This window comes from Dyadobacter sp. CECT 9275 (genome assembly GCF_907164905.1).
GTDB lineage: Bacteria > Bacteroidota > Bacteroidia > Cytophagales > Spirosomataceae > Dyadobacter > Dyadobacter helix.
In genome coordinates, this window is the sequence record NZ_CAJRAF010000001.1 from 1,664,630 (window position 1) to 1,680,914 (window position 16,285).

14 protein-coding genes are annotated in these 16,285 nt (G+C 44.6%); 4 read left to right on the forward strand and 10 right to left on the reverse strand.

The features are described from left to right. From KOE27_RS06820 to KOE27_RS06830, 3 genes are all read right to left on the reverse strand, one after another. On the reverse strand, positions 1-1,014 hold the full coding sequence (locus tag KOE27_RS06820; protein WP_215238059.1) for a FecR family protein: 1,014 nt from the start codon (positions 1,012-1,014) through the stop codon (positions 1-3). Positions 1,015-1,215: 201 nt separating this feature from the next. Next, positions 1,216-3,051: an alkaline phosphatase gene (locus tag KOE27_RS06825; RefSeq protein ID WP_215238060.1), complete on the reverse strand. Its 1,836-nt coding sequence runs from the start codon at positions 3,049-3,051 to the stop codon at positions 1,216-1,218. A gap of 68 nt (positions 3,052-3,119) precedes the next feature. Beyond that, positions 3,120-3,710 (reverse strand): RNA polymerase sigma-70 factor, encoded by a 591-nt coding sequence (locus KOE27_RS06830; RefSeq protein WP_215238061.1) that lies wholly within the window; start codon positions 3,708-3,710, stop codon positions 3,120-3,122. Positions 3,711-3,912: 202 nt separating this feature from the next. Here KOE27_RS06830 and KOE27_RS06835 point away from each other — a divergent pair, with 202 nt between their 5' ends. The 4 genes from KOE27_RS06835 (at position 3,913) to KOE27_RS06850 (ending at position 8,710) form a co-directional block, all read left to right on the forward strand. Then, positions 3,913-4,617 carry an NUDIX hydrolase gene (locus KOE27_RS06835; protein WP_215238062.1) on the forward strand — a complete coding sequence of 235 codons (705 nt, stop codon included), beginning with the start codon at positions 3,913-3,915 and terminating at the stop codon, positions 4,615-4,617. A 151-nt stretch (positions 4,618-4,768) separates the two neighbouring features. Further along, positions 4,769-6,439 carry a ribulokinase gene (locus KOE27_RS06840; RefSeq protein WP_215238063.1) on the forward strand — a complete coding sequence of 557 codons (1,671 nt, stop codon included), beginning with the start codon at positions 4,769-4,771 and terminating at the stop codon, positions 6,437-6,439. A 15-nt stretch (positions 6,440-6,454) separates the two neighbouring features. Continuing rightward, the gene (araA, locus tag KOE27_RS06845) at positions 6,455-7,945 is read left to right on the forward strand and encodes an L-arabinose isomerase (protein WP_215238064.1); all 1,491 of its coding nucleotides are present in this window, start codon (positions 6,455-6,457) and stop codon (positions 7,943-7,945) included. Between the two features lie 60 nt (positions 7,946-8,005). Next, entirely contained in the window at positions 8,006-8,710 is a 705-nt protein-coding gene (locus tag KOE27_RS06850; RefSeq protein ID WP_215238065.1) for an L-ribulose-5-phosphate 4-epimerase, read from the forward strand. A 3-nt stretch (positions 8,711-8,713) separates the two neighbouring features. Here KOE27_RS06850 and KOE27_RS06855 read toward each other — a convergent pair whose 3' ends face one another. The 7 genes from KOE27_RS06855 to KOE27_RS06885 form a co-directional block, all read right to left on the reverse strand. Beyond that, positions 8,714-8,857 carry a hypothetical protein gene (locus KOE27_RS06855; protein WP_215238066.1) on the reverse strand — a complete coding sequence of 48 codons (144 nt, stop codon included), beginning with the start codon at positions 8,855-8,857 and terminating at the stop codon, positions 8,714-8,716. Between the two features lie 116 nt (positions 8,858-8,973). Beyond that, positions 8,974-9,150 (reverse strand): hypothetical protein, encoded by a 177-nt coding sequence (locus tag KOE27_RS06860; RefSeq protein ID WP_215238067.1) that lies wholly within the window; start codon positions 9,148-9,150, stop codon positions 8,974-8,976. A gap of 323 nt (positions 9,151-9,473) precedes the next feature. Then, positions 9,474-9,863, reverse strand: coding sequence for a response regulator (locus KOE27_RS06865; protein ID WP_215238068.1), 390 nt, complete (start codon positions 9,861-9,863; stop codon positions 9,474-9,476). Between the two features lie 6 nt (positions 9,864-9,869). Further along, the gene (locus KOE27_RS06870; protein ID WP_215238069.1) at positions 9,870-10,961 is read right to left on the reverse strand and encodes a hybrid sensor histidine kinase/response regulator; all 1,092 of its coding nucleotides are present in this window, start codon (positions 10,959-10,961) and stop codon (positions 9,870-9,872) included. Further along, complete coding sequence (locus KOE27_RS06875; protein ID WP_215238070.1) at positions 10,954-13,122, reverse strand: sensor histidine kinase; 2,169 nt, start codon at positions 13,120-13,122, stop codon at positions 10,954-10,956. The genes KOE27_RS06870 and KOE27_RS06875 overlap by 8 nt, the downstream gene beginning before the upstream one ends. Next, positions 13,113-13,805, reverse strand: coding sequence for a hypothetical protein (locus KOE27_RS06880; RefSeq protein ID WP_215238071.1), 693 nt, complete (start codon positions 13,803-13,805; stop codon positions 13,113-13,115). The genes KOE27_RS06875 and KOE27_RS06880 overlap by 10 nt, the downstream gene beginning before the upstream one ends. Next, entirely contained in the window at positions 13,806-16,088 is a 2,283-nt protein-coding gene (locus KOE27_RS06885; RefSeq protein WP_215238072.1) for an Rv1355c family protein, read from the reverse strand. Positions 16,089-16,285 lie beyond the last annotated feature (197 nt).

Below are 16,285 nucleotides of genomic sequence, written 5' to 3' on the forward strand. Positions count from 1 at the left end.
TTATTCGCACGAAGGACCGTCTAGCAGGATCGTTTTTCCAGAGATACTGTAACTTGCGTCCAGTGAGGTACAAAGCATTTCCATAATGGCAGGTAACGATTGCTGTTCGAAATCGGCTGTCAGTCCACATTCTGCCATTTTGGGGTTCATCAGATGGATCTTAATATCAAAGCGTTCGTCGAGTAGTTCAATTACTCTTTTGACTGGCGTACCTTCAAATACAATGGAGACGGGTTCATAAATTTCCTTTTTCGGCTGGGCAGGTATTTTAGCCATTGTGAGCCGCTCAGACCCGAGTTCAAAAAATGCCTGCTCCCTGGGTTTCAGTACCATCGGTTGTGTGTTGGAATCTGTATTTGTTGAACTTACTGATACAGAGCCTGATACTACCGAAATTTCATAAATCTTCTGATTAGCAGAGGCTTTCACATTAAAGCTGGTACCCAATACTTTTATCTGCATCTGCCCCACTGCAATGTAAAAGGGATGTTTACTATCGTGCGCTACATCAAAATAGCCTTCGCCCGAAAATTTAACCTTGCGATCGGCCTGGTCAAAAACTGCCGGATAACTGATACTTGCCTCACTATACATCCATACGGTTGTGCCATCCGGTAACTTGTGTTGATTTATTTTTGAGTCGTTATTAGTAAAAGTGACCAGTTTATCTTCTGTAACCGGTTTGTTTTCAGCGACAATGATCTGATCCCTGGTGCCCGTTTTTTTTAAAGCAAAGTAACCCAGGGCGAACACAAGGAAGGAAGCCGCCGCTGCTACGGACCATCTGACCAGCCTGGATCTGTTTGTAGCGGAGCCTTCGGAAAGTGCCCTTTCGATAAATGAATAGGTTTCGGTTTTTAATCTTTTTTGTTCATGTTCTGGCAGCGTATCCAGGTAATTGGGTATGCCGTTAATCGCATTATACCATTTCTCAACCGTTTCCTTTTCCTGGTCTGTGCACTGGCTATCCAGGTATTTTTTAAGCAAATGGTGAGAAATAAACGGCTGTTTCATTTAAAGAAATAAAGAGAAAGTGATTTATAAATGTGAGGTCGCACGCCAGCGGGGTAACCCTTACTCAGATCAAAAAAATATTTAAAAAAATCTTCGGATTTATCAACAGAGAGCCGTCGAATCCAGGAAGTATCGGTAAGGGCAGGACGTACTGATTAAGGTATTTTCATTGTAATTGATTGATAGTGATATGCTTTTGTGTTATTTGGAATGGTACTTTTTCAGAAGAGTAAGCATTCTGGAAAAAATTTCGGTGTTTTCATAAACTCCGCGAAAATCCATAGAGTGAGGACCATAGGCAAATACTGGTACCATCACCGAGGTATGGTCGTTGGTACTGAAATTCCCATCCACATATCCTTTTTTGAAGTCGCCGTCCAATAAAGACAGGCCGCCTGTTTCATGGTCTGCCGTTACGATCACGAGGGTCTCGCCATTGGAATCCGCGAATTTCAACGCTTCGCCAATCAGTTTGTCAAAATCCAGCATTTCAGTTACCACATAAGGAAGTTTGTTGGCATGACCGCCGTAATCAATTTGTGCACCTTCGGCCATCATAAAAAATCCGGCTTTGCCTTTGCCTAGTTCCGTGGTAGCTTTATGAAATGCTTCAGTCAGGAAATCTCCTCTGCCTTGCAGTACCGGAACCGTTTTTGTTTTATCCAGTAGTACAAACGGAGTTTTGAGAGAAGTAATATCCTGCCAGTCTTCCGAAAATTTCACGCCTTTCAACTGCAGGCTGTCGGCTATTTTCCCCCGTTTGAAGAATGAATTATCGCCCCCGATGAGTATATCCACCGGCGACCTGAGGTAATCGTGCGCTATTTCTTTTTCCATTTCCCTGAAAGGCTGGTGTGCGAAAAAGGCAGCTGGAGTAGCATCCGTAACGGGACCGGCCGAGATCAGAGCCGAGCGGATGCCAAGTGGTTTAATCAGTTCGGGCAGATTGGAAACCGCATTAAAATTACTGTCAACCCCTATGGCCCGGTTTCTGGTTTTGTGTCCGGTAGCCATTGCAGTAGCCCCGGCGGCTGAGTCGGTAATGTAACTATCCGAAGCGTTTGTTTTTGAAAAGCCTATATTGAGAAAGCGGGATAAATTGAGCACCCCATGGTTTGCCGTTAGGCCTGAGTATATCTGTGCCAGGCCCATTCCGTCGCCAATCAGCAGTATTATATTTCTAACCTTGCTGAACCTGTCGTTGTTTTTATAGGAAGGCTGGTAAGGTGTATAGGATCCTGCATGGGTATACTCCGCATTTTTCCGGTTTTTCAAATAGTTGCCAAGTGCTTCAATTTTATCTGTGTTCAGATAATCGACATGGAGGTTCATCAGCATTTTCCAGGCATTTACATGATCTGGTGTAGCCCAGAACCTGATTTTTTTTCCCATGCTGTGGGTTTGCGCTATGACACTTTCTATTTCCTGTTTTTCCTTGGCAACCAGAATACCCTTTCCGTTCCATTTGGTATAATGCTGAAACGACTGGCTGATGAGGCCAATGCGGGATAGTTCTTCCTGGGTGTATGCAATACCCGGCCGGCCGTCAAACGAGAAGTAGGGAGGGTAATCGGCAAAATTTCGCGGAGACGGCGAATTCCCGCTGATCACCACGCTGACTTTTCCGCGGGGTATCAAAATGTCCTGATAGTGGTCCAGCTCTTTTTTCAGCGCCTCCATGGTAGATTTGCTTTCTGTTTTGATATCAATGAGTAGCTGGATCGGACCATCTGATTTTGGATATACCCGGCCATCATTTCCGTTAATCTGGGTTTGCAGGGGAATCAGGTACAGCTCTTTCAGGGTTTTTCCCCGTTTTATGTTTTTAGCTTCATGGGCTACGAACAAGGTATCATTTTTCAGAAACACATCTGCCTCGATGGACCCGAACTGCTGATAGTAGGCCCGCCAGAATGGTATATCCTGCTCATAATCATTGTGAGAATGCGCCTGAGCGGTGGAATAATGAGCGGGCTGGGCCAGGGTGAAGCCAATGGAAAGAAATAAAAGAGCAAGAATGGTAAATCTGGAAATCATAATCTGTTTGAAGTTTTTCAAAGGGTAAGTCGCTTCCCGGAGGCTTAACCCTTAGTCCTGTGCTGATATCAGGACAATAATTGTAAAAAGATAATCAGGTAGGGAAGGTGCTCCCTCAGATAACTGCGGAGGATACGAAGGGCTTTGGTAATGTGCTGCTCTACTGTTTTTTCAGAAATAACCAGTTGCAGGGCTATCTCTTTATTGGATAATCCCTGTCGGCTCAGTACAAAAACTTCCCGGCACTTGGGTGGCAGTAAATGAAGTCCCTCCTCGTAGCGGTTACGCAGATCGCTGGTAATAGCCTCCTGATCGGTTGTGACGGTACTTTCGTCGCTGCGGTAGATACCCCACTGGCTGTAATGATGCTGGCGGGTATGCTCTTTTCTGTAATACGAAATGATCAGTTTTTTAACAACAGCAAACAGGTAGGGGCGGCAGGATAAGATCTCGTTCCGGTAGCGTTGTTGCCACAGGTTCACAAATAATTCCTGAACAATTTCCTGTGCCGAAAATTCATCATTGATCTTGCTGTACGCATAGTTGAAAAGTACGCGAAAGTATCTTTCGTATAATTCCTGAAAAGCGGCCTTATCGTCCTGACTGCGGATCAGGACGATAATTTCTTCATCGGAAAGTGATAGATACTGTTGATTCATGAGAAGCGCACTTACTTATGAACGAAGTAATTAATTTTTTTGCAAATTTGGCTTTAAATCTGGTTTTTCTTGTTCAGGTAAATATTAAGTAATCCGGTTAATTTTTGAGCCTTTGTTAAAAATAAAATAACAGAATACGCTTGTATGCCATCGGATTTATGAGAAGCAAAAAAGCATATCTGTTACCCACCATGCATATTTCATGATAAATTATCCTCAGTCATCCAGAATTTTCCTGGCTATAGATTGCATCATTTTTGGATTTGACGGAAAAGACCTAAAACTGTTGCTGATCAAAAGAAATTTTGAGCCGGAACGGGGAAAATGGTCGTTGATGGGAGGTTTTTTGGAGCCTTCTGAGGATCTGGAAGTAGGGGCTGCCCGTATTTTACATGATTTGACAGGGCTAAAAAATGTTTATTTTGAGCAACTCGCTGTATTTGGAAAAACCGACCGGGATCCGGGAGAACGTACCGTTTCCATTGTTTTCTTTGCACTGATCAAGATTGATGAACACGACAGTGAGTCGGTGAGAAGCCATAATGCCTCCTGGATTGTACTGGACAATCGTCCTTCACTGATATTTGATCACAACGAAATGGTCCTGAAAGCCATAGAACATCTCCGTTATAAGGCAGCACTTCACCCGATCGGTTTTGAACTGCTTCAGGAACGTTTCACCATTCCCCAGCTTCAGAAATTGTATGAAGCTATTTACGGTATACCGCTTGACCGCCGTAACTTCAGCCGAAAACTATTGTCTACAGGCTTGCTGATCGATACTGGTTTTAAAAACAGTAATTCCACCACTAAGAAAGCCGCACTTTATAAGCTTGACATAGAGAAGTATACCGAACAGTTTCACTCTTTCTGGAATTTTATGCCGGATTCGATGAAGCAAAATTGAATTATTCAGGATACTGAAATGCATGGTAGTGCCTGAGGGGATGGTGTTATTTAATCAATAATAATTGTGTCAGGTATACACTATAAGTAGTTTTATTTATATTTGTTATCTGATTATCAAACAAAAAATCAAATTGTATCCTGAACCACCGATGGCAGAAGATTACGTAATAGGGATTGATTTTGGCACAGATTCCGTCCGTGCACTCGTTGTGAATGCGCACAACGGAAATTCAGTTTCCTCCGCATTACGCGAGTACCCCAGGTGGAAAGCTGGCAAATATTGTGATCCGTCAAGTTCTCAATTCCGGCAGCACCCGCTCGACTATCTGGAATCCCTGGAAGCTGCTGTTAACGAAGCGCTTGCAGGCTGTCCGGCGTCTGTTCGGGAGCAGGTCAGAGGAATTTCCATTGATACAACCGGCTCCACGCCCGTTGCAGTTGATCGGAACGGGCAGGCGCTTGCCATGCATCCCGCCTTTGCCGAAAATCCTAATGCAATGTTTGTGCTTTGGAAAGACCATACTGCCAATCAGGAGGCGGTTGAGATCAACAAGCTGGCTAAGCGCTGGACAACGGATTACACACGGTTTGTGGGAGGGATTTATTCATCGGAATGGTTTTGGGCCAAAATATTACATATCCTGCGTGTTGACGGCCAGGTTGCTCAGGAAGCATTTTCGTGGATGGAGCACTGCGACTGGATTTCAGCAGAATTGACGGGAGATACCGACCCGCTGAAAATGAAGAGATCCCGATGCGCAGCAGGCCATAAGGCATTATGGCATCCGGATTTTGACGGACTGCCTTCGGAGGACTTTCTGGTGGCACTGGACCCGCTCCTGGCTGGTATCAGGTCCCGCCTTTTTGCGGAAACAAGTACCGCAGATCAGCCGTTGGGCACAATATCCCGGCAATGGGCCAAACGGCTCGGGTTACCCGACAATGTGGTGATAGGCGTGGGAGCCTTTGACGCACACATGGGTGCGGTGGGAGCAATGATTGAGCCCTATGCCCTGTGTAAGGTAATCGGTACTTCTACATGTGACATGCTGATTGCCCCCAACGAGGAGGTAGGACATTTGCTGGTAAAGGGAATCTGCGGACAGGTTGACGGATCCATTGTGCCCGGTATGCTTGGGATGGAGGCGGGGCAGTCCGCGTTCGGGGATATATATGCCTGGTTTGCCAAGCTGGTCATTTCGCCGGTGAGTGCCCTGTTGGGTGAAGATCAGGCGGCTGAATTGGAAAAAAGACTGATTGCCTACCTGTCCGACCAAGCCTTGCTTCTGCCTGTTACTGAAAATGATCCGGTCACGGTGGATTGGCTCAACGGACGACGCACCCCGGATGCGAACCACATGCTGAAAGGCGCTATCCTCGGTCTTGATCTGGGAAGTGATAGTGCCAAAATATTCAAATCATTGGTCGAAAGTACTGCCTTTGGTTCCAAAAGTATTGTGGAAAGATTCAAGAAGGAAGGTATCCCCATTCATGAGGTAATTGCGATTGGGGGGGTAGCAAGGAAATCGGGTTATGTGATGCAGGTGCTGTCGGATGTGCTGAATGTACCCATTAAAGTGGCCGCCGCCGACCAGGCCTGCGCCTTGGGTGCGGCCATGTTTGCGTCAGTAGCCGCCGGAGTACACAAATCGCTGCCCGAGGCACAGGCAGCGATGGGTTCCGGTTTTGATATGGTTTATCATCCACGGCCCGATGTAGTGCCCGTTTATCAGAAACTATACGGGAAATATATTCAGGCCGGTAATTTTATAGAAAACGAATTTTTGGTCAGTCAACTGATTCCGGAAATAACCAACTAAGAAAAAATACAATCAATGATTGATTTCAAGCAGTTTGAATTGTGGTTTGTAACAGGTAGCCAGCATCTTTACGGTGAGGACACCCTCAGGCAGGTCAATGAACACGCTCTGATGATAGCCAGGGAGTTATCAGGTTCAGGGGCAGTGTCGGTTTCGGTAGTATATAAGCCCGTCGTCACAACTTCGGATGAAATTTATAATATCCTTCAGGAAGCAAATGTAAGTAAAAAGTGTGTTGGGATCCTTGCATGGATGCACACCTTTTCTCCGGCCAAAATGTGGATCAGGGGCCTGCAGATTTTACAAAAACCGCTGCTTCATCTGCATACCCAGTTCAACAGGGATATTCCCTGGGCAGCGATCGACATGGATTTTATGAATCTGAACCAGTCGGCGCACGGTGATCGGGAGTTCGGGTTCATGATGACGCGCATGCGCCTCAACCGCAAAGTTCTGGTAGGGCATTGGCAGGATGCCCAGGTGCTGGCAGGATTAGATCAGTGGGCACGTGTGGCGGTGGCACGGCATGATTTGTATGGTGCCAAATTCGTAAGATTCGGCGATAACATGCGTGAGGTGGCTGTTACAGAAGGGGATAAGGTTGCGGCCGAAATGACTTTCGGTTTCTCTGTTAATACCTATGGAGTGGGAGACCTGGTTGCGGTAATCAACGCAGTTTCCGATCAGGAGGTATATGATTTAATCAAAACATATGAAGACCGTTACCATCTGGTAGCTGACTTAGTCGCGGATGGCACCAGGCGCAAATCCCTTGCCGATGCAGCCCGCATTGAGCTGGGTATCCGTTATTTCTTGCAGGATGGCAATTTTAAAGGTTTTACCAACACCTTTGAAGATCTGCACGGGATGAAACAATTACCTGGAATTGCCACTCAGCACATGATGGCTTCCGGATATGGTTATGCCGGCGAAGGTGACTGGAAAACGGCGGCGATGGTCCGGGCACTTAAAGTGATGGGCAGCGGCCTGCCGGGTGGAAATTCATTTATGGAGGACTATACCTATCATTTCAAGCCAGGGGAAAATCTGGTGCTCGGAGCGCACATGCTGGAAATTTGCCCCACCATCGCTGCAGACAAACCTTCATGCGAAATTCATCCGCTGGGCATCGGTGGGAAAGACGATCCCGTCAGATTGGTATTTAATGCTTCTCCTGGAAAAGCGCTCAACCTTTCGCTGGTGGACTTGGGAAATCGTTTTCGCCTGCTGGCTAATGAAGTGGAAGCTGTTGAGGTAAGTAACCCGCTTCCTAAACTGCCGGTTGCACGGGCGCTATGGAAACCGTTGCCGGATATGTCAACAGCCTGCGCGGCCTGGATTTATGCAGGGGGAGCACATCATACGGTTTACAGTCAGAACCTTTCTGTGCAGCATATAGAAGATTTTGCGGAAATGACTGGCGTGGAACTGGTGGTTATCGACAAGGACACCCGGCTTCGCCAGCTAAAAAATGAGCTAAGATGGAGTGAAGGATATTATAAGTGAAAGTTGAGAGATTATTTTGCGGCACCAAATGTATGATCGCAATACCATTTTAAATAAAATATGTCAAGATATACTTATTTGAAGGAGCAGGTTTTTGAAGCCAATATGGAAATTCCCAAGGAAAACCTTGCCATCGTAACTTTTGGTAATGTGAGTGGGATAGACCGGCAGGAAGGGGTAGTGGCTATTAAGCCGAGCGGGGTACCGTACAACAGGCTAAAGGTGGAAGATATTGTTATTGTAGACCTTGACAACGTAGTTATTGAAGGTAGCATGAGGCCTTCGTCAGATACCCGAACACATACGCTTTTGTATAAAAACTTTCCATCAATAGGGGGAGTATGTCATACCCATTCGACCTATGCCGTAGCCTGGGCCCAAGCACAAAAGCCAATTCCTAATCTGGGGACCACCCATGCGGATCATCTCGTTCAGGCCGTACCGGTTACCGAAGTGATGACAGATGAAGCCATTCTGCGGGATTATGAATTGGAAACGGGGTATCAGATCCTTGAAACCTTTACCCGTAACGCTCTCAGTCCTGAGGAGGTCGAGATGGTGTTGGTGGCCTGCCATGGGCCTTTTACCTGGGGCAAAGATCCGGCCAAGGCGATTTATAATTCCGTTGTGCTGGAAGAAATTGCGAAGATGGCTTTTCTGACATTACAGATCAATGCATCGGCTGAAACTATTAAACAGACTCTGATTGACAAACACTATTTCCGCAAGCATGGTAAAGACGCCTATTACGGGCAGGGTTGTTAAGTATTATTTATTCTCTTTTCTCTTTGCGAAATTCCTCATTTGCTGAAGTGCTTCCTGGCGAGAGATTTTCTTCTCGTCAGACTTCGCTTTTTCAATTTCATCTTTGGAAAACCGACCTTTGAGTAAGCCAAATAATGTGAAGAACATATAGCGTATATCAGTTTGCTTTGAACCCAAAATTAAGGAAATCTTAACGGAATTCTGTTCTTGTTACTATTTTTCGCTGTATTTGTTATCGGCATTGGCTTCTTCAGGAGTTGCCGTCATTTTTTAACTTTCCCCCCTGGAACGAAATCGTCACTGATCCACCTGACAAAATTCTGAGAGTTGATTTTATAGATATTGGCTGAAAGCCGTTTCATTCCGCTGATTTCTATCTCTTTAACGTATTGTTCATGTAATTTTAATATTTCTGACATCGTGTTACTATCGGTCTTCATACTGCAAGGATTGAATAAATAAGTTTAAACCCTAAGTATTCCATAATCATACCAGAATAGTGGGAGTTCGGTAGATCTTTCTATAGTGATAAGAAAAAGAGGGTTCAGTAAATATTCTGTTAGAAAAGCAAGATACCGGCAGGGGTGAGGGTAAGAATAGCTCTACTGAAAAACTGTTTCTTTTTGCTACAATTTGTAGACCCTATTAAAACTTGTACAGGTTATTTACACGCAGAGGGCGTTGGGGGCAGCAGAAAAAATGACATCTCTTGTACATCGCTGATTATGTCAGTCTGCAGGCGATGTTACCTAGCTACCAAGACTTACAGGGAAAGTTTTTCTCTTAGCAAATCCACCTCCAACGGTTTAGATAGCAGGTCAATTATATAAGGGCTTTCCTTGGCTTTCTCGATATCTCGGGTATCAATCGTGGACGAAAGCATGTAGATTTTTATTTTATTCTTGACTTCGGATGGGAGTGTGTCGTAGGCATCGATAAACTCAAAACCATTCATATCTGGCATTTGGAGATCCAGCAGGATAATAGAATCCGGTATCTCACTTCCGGTGTCGGTCAGCCAGGCAAAGGCATCCCTTGCTGAGTTGTATTTGCTAACGGAGGTGGTCAATCCACTCTTAATGAGAAGTTTTTCATATATGAACAAGTCAAATGAACTATCGTCAATTAAAATAAAATTCAGAGGCACGGACATATCTCTCTATTTTTTTACAGAAGGAATGATAATCTCAAAAATACTTCCCTTCCCGAGGACGGATGTGGTATTAATTTGCCCTCCGAGTTTAGAAATAGCTTCCTGGACAATGTACAGGCCTATTCCTGAACCACTTTTTACAGCTCCTGCTCTATAAAACATTTTGAAAATTTTGTCCTTGTCCTCTTCTTTTATTCCTGTTCCGTTGTCTTCAATCGTGATAACAGCCTGTTCGGTATTGCACCGGACACTCAAATATACAAAGGGTTCAGGTTTGGTGTTGTCCTGAAACTTGATAGCGTTATTAATCAGATTGTTAAATATAATTCTTAGTTTCATTACATCCGACAAAAATATTGTGTCTTGCTGGATGTCTGTGGTTATCTTCAGATTGCCAAACTCGGGTAAATACTGAATGGTTGCAAGAACCTCCGTAACCAGTTCATCAAAATTGATTTCCGTGATAACGGGTACGCCCCTCGCGTTTTTGTAATAGTCGATAATATTGATGACAAAGGTATCTAATTTTTTTACCGATTGTCTGATCAGGTCAAGGTATTCATTCTGAGACGAGATATCGTCCTCCATCAGTGCGAGGTTTACAATACCCAGTATGGACATTAATGGCGCCCGGAGGTCGTGTGAAGCGCTGTAGACAAATTTGTCCAGCTCTTCGTTGGCCTTTTGCAATTCCAGGTTGCGTTGTTTGAGGTCTTCTCTTGTCTTATAAATGTCATAAGCGTGTGTGATCGCATTTTCAACATATTTGTAGTCCCACGGTTTGTCAATAAACCGGAACACCTCGCCTTTGTTAATGGCATCAATAGCGGCACTGATATCCGTATGTCCTGTGATTAATATCCGGATGACGTCGGGATACTGATTTCGGATTTTTTCGAAAAACTGTACCCCGGTCATGATCGGCATACGCTGGTCGGCCAGGACAATGTTGAAAAATTCCTTTTCCATCAATTGTTCAGCCTCAGTTACCGAGACGGTCGTGGTAATATCGTACTGTCTTCTAAACGTAGCCTTAAAAGAATGAAGGTTATGTTCTTCGTCGTCTATGTATAGTATACGGATGTTTTGCTCACTCATTGAATTCTGGAATAGGCCTTTTTTTCTTTACAATCGGTAAAGTTATTACAAACTCGGTTCCTTCACCTACTTCCGAATTGACGATGATCGTTCCGCCGTGCACTTCTATGATTTTAAAAACAATGGATAAACCCAGCCCCGTACCTTCTCCGATCTGCTTGGTCGTGAAGAAGGGATCAAAAATTTTGGTTTTCAGCTCGGCGGGTATGCCTATGCCATTGTCCTTAATTGATATAGCGACGTGTTCGTCATCCTTTAACCAGGTGGTTACCCAAATCGTAGGTTGAAAGTCTTTTTTTGTGTCTTTTTTTAATGCATATATGGAATTGCTGAGAATATTCATAAACACCTGGTTTATCTTTCCGCCGTAACATTCGACGCTCGGAATGCTGCCCAGGCTTTTTACAAGCTTTATTTCGGTGCCCATCTGATAATTAAGGATGACCAGTGTAGAATCCATTCCTTCATTCAGGTTCACCAGGTTAAGGTCTGCTTCGTCAATACGGGAAAAAACTTTAAGTCCCTTTACAATTTCAACTGTCCGCTTGGCACCGTCCTCCATACCGTTCAGTAATGTTTCCAGTTCGGCTTTGATATAGTCAATGTCAAGATCAATTTTTAAACGGTTGATTTCTCCCAGCCTTTTTTTGACGTGGTCGGGCGTTTCCGCCACATCCATGGTTTCATAAGCTGACAATACCTTCATAACATCTTCAATATCCCTTCTCAAAGGCCGCACATTTGAACTGACGAAGTTAATAGGATTATTGATTTCATGCGCAATACCTGAGGTGAGCTGACCGAGCGAAGCCATTTTTTCGGAGTCAATAAGCTGTGTCTGAGCGTCTTTTAGTTTGACAAGCGCCAGATTTAATTCTTTATTTGCAATTTGTAACTCAGACGTTCTCTCGTTTACACTTTTTTCAAGGTAGGCATTCTGTTCCAGTATGATTTTTTCGTTTTCAAGGGAAATTTCAAGTGCATGTGCCTGCGAAATCTCTTTTTCCTTTTTCAAAATATTTATCTTATCCGCAAGGGCAAACGACAGCAATATCACCTCAATGGCCGTACCGGCCTGCATGGTGTAATTCGTGAAAATATTATAAGGCAGTATGTTCAGATTTCGCAACGTGAACAGTACGATCCCGATCAGGAAAATCACCCAGGCCACCAGATAAAATTTGGCAGGGCGGTAATTTTCAATGGAAAGTTTGATGGAGACAACCAGGGCAAGTAACGATGCCGTTACCCCGGAAACATCAATAATTCTGTAACTTACCCGGTCAATACCGAACAGATTTAACAATATGGCGGCTGCATAGGCTGCGATGAGGACGTTGAGAATATGGTGCACCACTGAAGCCCGCTGCCTTGAATGAAGGAAGTTCTGAAAGAACAGAATAGCAAAAACACCCGCTAGTGCCGGGAAGAGGATGATGGAGAACTTATTAAAAGTGGGGGCGTCCGGCCATAAAAATTTAAAGGTGTACCCGGTAATGGTGGTTTGTGTAAGCCCGATGAAAAGAATGTAAAGAACGTAGTACAGATAGCTCTTCTCCCGGATTGAAAAATAAACAAAAAAGTTATAGAGCATCATCACGAAAAGCACACCGATGTGTATACCGGATATGATTTCATTGGTAAAGGCAAACTGGAAAAAATCCATTTCACTTCTGATGATCAGGGGGAGCACGAGCTGTTCACTTCCCTTTATTTTCAGGTAGTAGGTTTCACTGCCTTTGGGCGGTATGCTGAGTTTGAAGACAATGTTCTGATGCTTGACTTCTCTTTTATCAAATACATCGTTCCAGGAGATTTCCTGGAGCTTATCCCCGCTGTACAGGGTACAGGACTCGATCCTGGGATAGGCCAGTTCCAGAAAAATCTGGTCCTGAGACGTTTGGTTCTTGATGGTGAATCTGAGCCAGAAGGTAGAGTTACTTAATCCGAAATTGGGGGTTTCATCAAAACTTTGAGCAAACTTGCTGGATTTTATAACATCGGATAATGTACTTACTCCGGTGGTATCTTCCAGCACGTCCACACGCTTACCAATGGCAAGTACGTTACCGCTAAAAACCACTTCACCCGCAAATGCAGTCAAGGACGAGAGAAAAACCAGTAAAAACAGCGTGTACCTCTTGCGCAAAATTAGATCCATTGATTAATATCGTAAGTTATTTCCAATTCCCCTCTTAATCCGGTTTCGATCACGGTCTGTTTCGGATTCTCCCTCAGACTTAAAATTTTTTCTCTTTCCTCCGGCGTCGCAAAGGGCAGGTTTACCAGATCCCGGGCAATCAGCGATGTGGCAATCAGCCCTTCCTTCGGATAGTAAAAGGTTCCGTTGTTGCCCAGATCGGTTAATACTTCAAAGCCGATCCGCTGACTGATAGAAAGTGTCAGCGGAGAACATAGCCCCATCAGGTATTTGATCCCTACCATAGAAGAAATTGCCATAGCAGTGCGTCCCAAATATACGCTTCCTATACCATAACCCGCTACTTCTTTTGAATTAAACAGGCCACAAAACTCTGCTACATTGTAATCCCCTATGTTGTCCACATAGTTATAAATATTCTTATCAATTTTTGCGATAGCATCTTCCATGGGCATCTTTATTTCCGGAGATCTTATTTGCACCCTGGTACCGCCATATATAGTGCTCCGGTCATCTGATTCTACCACAATTACATACGTGTTGGGATCATAAAGCCAGTTATGACTGGCCGATGTGACCTGCTTTACACCGTATGCCTCTAGTACCTTCCTGTGCCCGTCGGCATATCTCAGGCTGGTTTCGACGTCATCAGGCGCACGATATGCTTTTATATGTGCCAGCATTTACGATTCCGGATTGATTATGAAAAGTGTTTCATCCAACGGCAGACGATAACTTTTGATATGCGGCTTTTCTGCTTTTGCAAGCTTGACTAAAAAAACTTCGGCTTTATTTTCGCCTAAAGGTACTACATCAAGGAATTTTTTCCTTAACTCTTTTAATTTTCCTACCTCGGAATCGTCCAGACCTGCTCCATTGCCATGCAGTACCCTCGGAAACAGGTAAAAAGGCGATATGAGCGGATGAACAGCAAATCCTAATTCCTCGGCTTTCAGCCACAAACGCTGCAGAGACATCCCGCCGCGGAAAAAGTCCCGGTAACTATATTGAGGTAATGTGATGATACCTATTGCGGAAGCCGTACTTACCGTTTTCATAGATACTTCTATCAGTGCCTGGCCGCCGTCAATATCTTTTAACGTACCGGTAATGTCCTCGTCTTTTATGATTGCCATGGCCGCCTGCTGTGCCCCATCCAAACCCAGGGTACGGATGTCAATTCCAGCTTTTGACTTTTCTGCATCCTGAGGCGTCCACCTCATCTCCCTGGCTACAAAATCATGGTGTCCTTTGGGATTCAGAAGCCTTACCCTGTCACATGCGCCAATGATCTCGCCAATGGTCAGTATTTGTTGTTGATCCGTAATATAATGAAATGTTGCCCCATTTATACTTTCAGCGGCACTTTTCAGTGCTTCGTACTGAGCATTTGATAGGGGTACCGGCAGGGAGGGGTTACGATTGGTACATCTTTCAAAAATTCCATGTACCAGTTGAGGGTCATGCACAGGCTCGAAATCCTGTTCCGGAGCTGTTTTGTAAAACGCAATGGATGCGATGAGTATAGAGTCGTCTCCCAACGGGAATATATTGCCGCTGATGGTCAACCCCGCTTCGTAACTTTTAAGCAAAAGATTCTCATAGCAAGCCCCAAACGACAGGTTAGAGGCGATCTGGTCAAAATCGCCAAAGGAATAGGATCGGTAACGATCGTGGAAAAGGTGTAACCTGCCGTTTCTGTAAAGCCACTTCCAGGGCTGGTCGTTACCTGTGGAAGGCGCCTGGCAAGCCGCATTAACAATTTCCTGAATGATATCTTCTGCAATATAGTCGGAGTTGCTATAAGGTACTGTGTCTGCCAGCACGATCGCCTCATCAATGTTGAAAGGCTCGTACGGATTGGTATGTACGGGCTTGGGTTTTGGGATTTTATCACCGACAATATCTTCCAGATCCACATAATATCTGCCCGACTCACTGTACTGATTCAGGAGGATACGGCGGGATACATCCGTCACAACGCCGGCGCCCAGGGTTACCGCGCTTGCCAGCTGCGGCCAGGTACTGATGGTCTGCCCGATTTCCACCAGAGATAATTTCCCTCTTTTGGAACCGTTCAGCGCATTCACCATTTTCAGCACCAGCGGGAGGCGGTCCTTTTCCGAAATGTGTTTGAGTTTCTCCTCAGGAATATCTTTTAACAAACCGTGCAGAATTGGCCTGTCGGGTTGCAGATCAAATCTTTCTACATCCAGCATACCTTTGTCACTCGTTTCCATCAGCACGGGAATGCGGTGTTTTTTTGCTTCGTTTCTGCACAGGATCTTGATGTTCAGCTCGTCACATTCTTCAACCAGCAGATCCAGATTCCCGTTTTCAGTTATAAACTGCGTGATGTTTTGTTCCGTGATCCCATCTGTGTAACATTCTATTTCAATGAAGGGATCAATCTCAGCTATCTCACGGGCGGTCAGTATGGCTTTGTTGGTACCAATATTGTGAAGGCCGGTTTTGATTCTGTTGAGGTTACTGAGTTCCAGCGTGTCAAAATCAGCCAGTTTGAGGTGTCCGCAGATTCTTTCGGTAGCCAGCGTTAACGCTACCGCATTCCCTACTGACAAGCCTACAATTCCTATTTTTTTTTCAAGCAAATGATTTTGCTCCGCACTTGTAATTTTGTGCTTGTTCCGGCTGGTTCTCAGTTCCACAAATTCGGCCTTCTCCAGGATATGAAGCATTCTCCTGGCCCAGGGATAATATACCCATACGCCTTCCTGATCAACATTTTTACCTTCTGCCCAAAGGTTAAAGTGTTTGTCGAGTTCGGTGGCGGACAACCGGGTTTTAGGATTCCTGACTTTGAAAAGCTCTTTTTTTTGTCCAGAAAAGAGGTCCAGGATTACGGTATCTTTTTTGTCGATGAGCAGCTCTTGGAAACTGTGATCAGCAGCACTTTCTTTCCGGGAGAAAAACAGTGGCCTGAAATCTTGTGTAATCGGATGCATTTTAAAATTCTGTTCGTATTATTAATCGGTTATTACACTATTCTCTAACAATTCTGTAACTTGGCAGCTGATAAGAAAGCCTGAGTGAAAATTCTTAAAATTGTGCAAACCTTATCGTTGATAATTAGTTTTGAACCGGCAAAAATGATTCTTTGTATTTTTTATATTGCGATAAGCAGAAGTTTCTAATTGCTTTT

Bases quoted from the DNA above. Each gene is read 5' to 3' on its own strand.
- KOE27_RS06830 (WP_215238061.1), bottom strand. From the start codon at position 3,710: ATGAATCAACAGTATCTATCACTTTCCGATGAAGAAATTATCGTCCTG.
- KOE27_RS06865 (WP_215238068.1), bottom strand. From the start codon at position 9,863: ATGTCCGTGCCTCTGAATTTTATTTTAATTGACGATAGTTCATTTGAC.
- KOE27_RS06875 (WP_215238070.1), bottom strand. From the start codon at position 13,122: ATGGATCTAATTTTGCGCAAGAGGTACACGCTGTTTTTACTGGTTTTT.
- KOE27_RS06870 (WP_215238069.1), bottom strand. From the start codon at position 10,961: ATGAGTGAGCAAAACATCCGTATACTATACATAGACGACGAAGAACAT.
- KOE27_RS06825 (WP_215238060.1), bottom strand. From the start codon at position 3,051: ATGATTTCCAGATTTACCATTCTTGCTCTTTTATTTCTTTCCATTGGC.
- KOE27_RS06820 (WP_215238059.1), bottom strand. From the start codon at position 1,014: ATGAAACAGCCGTTTATTTCTCACCATTTGCTTAAAAAATACCTGGAT.
- KOE27_RS06835 (WP_215238062.1), top strand. From the start codon at position 3,913: ATGATAAATTATCCTCAGTCATCCAGAATTTTCCTGGCTATAGATTGC.
- KOE27_RS06860 (WP_215238067.1), bottom strand. From the start codon at position 9,150: ATGAAGACCGATAGTAACACGATGTCAGAAATATTAAAATTACATGAA.
- araA (WP_215238064.1), top strand. From the start codon at position 6,455: ATGATTGATTTCAAGCAGTTTGAATTGTGGTTTGTAACAGGTAGCCAG.
- KOE27_RS06855 (WP_215238066.1), bottom strand. From the start codon at position 8,857: ATGTTCTTCACATTATTTGGCTTACTCAAAGGTCGGTTTTCCAAAGAT.
- KOE27_RS06880 (WP_215238071.1), bottom strand. From the start codon at position 13,805: ATGCTGGCACATATAAAAGCATATCGTGCGCCTGATGACGTCGAAACC.
- KOE27_RS06840 (WP_215238063.1), top strand. From the start codon at position 4,769: ATGGCAGAAGATTACGTAATAGGGATTGATTTTGGCACAGATTCCGTC.
- KOE27_RS06850 (WP_215238065.1), top strand. From the start codon at position 8,006: ATGTCAAGATATACTTATTTGAAGGAGCAGGTTTTTGAAGCCAATATG.
- KOE27_RS06885 (WP_215238072.1), bottom strand. From the start codon at position 16,088: ATGCATCCGATTACACAAGATTTCAGGCCACTGTTTTTCTCCCGGAAA.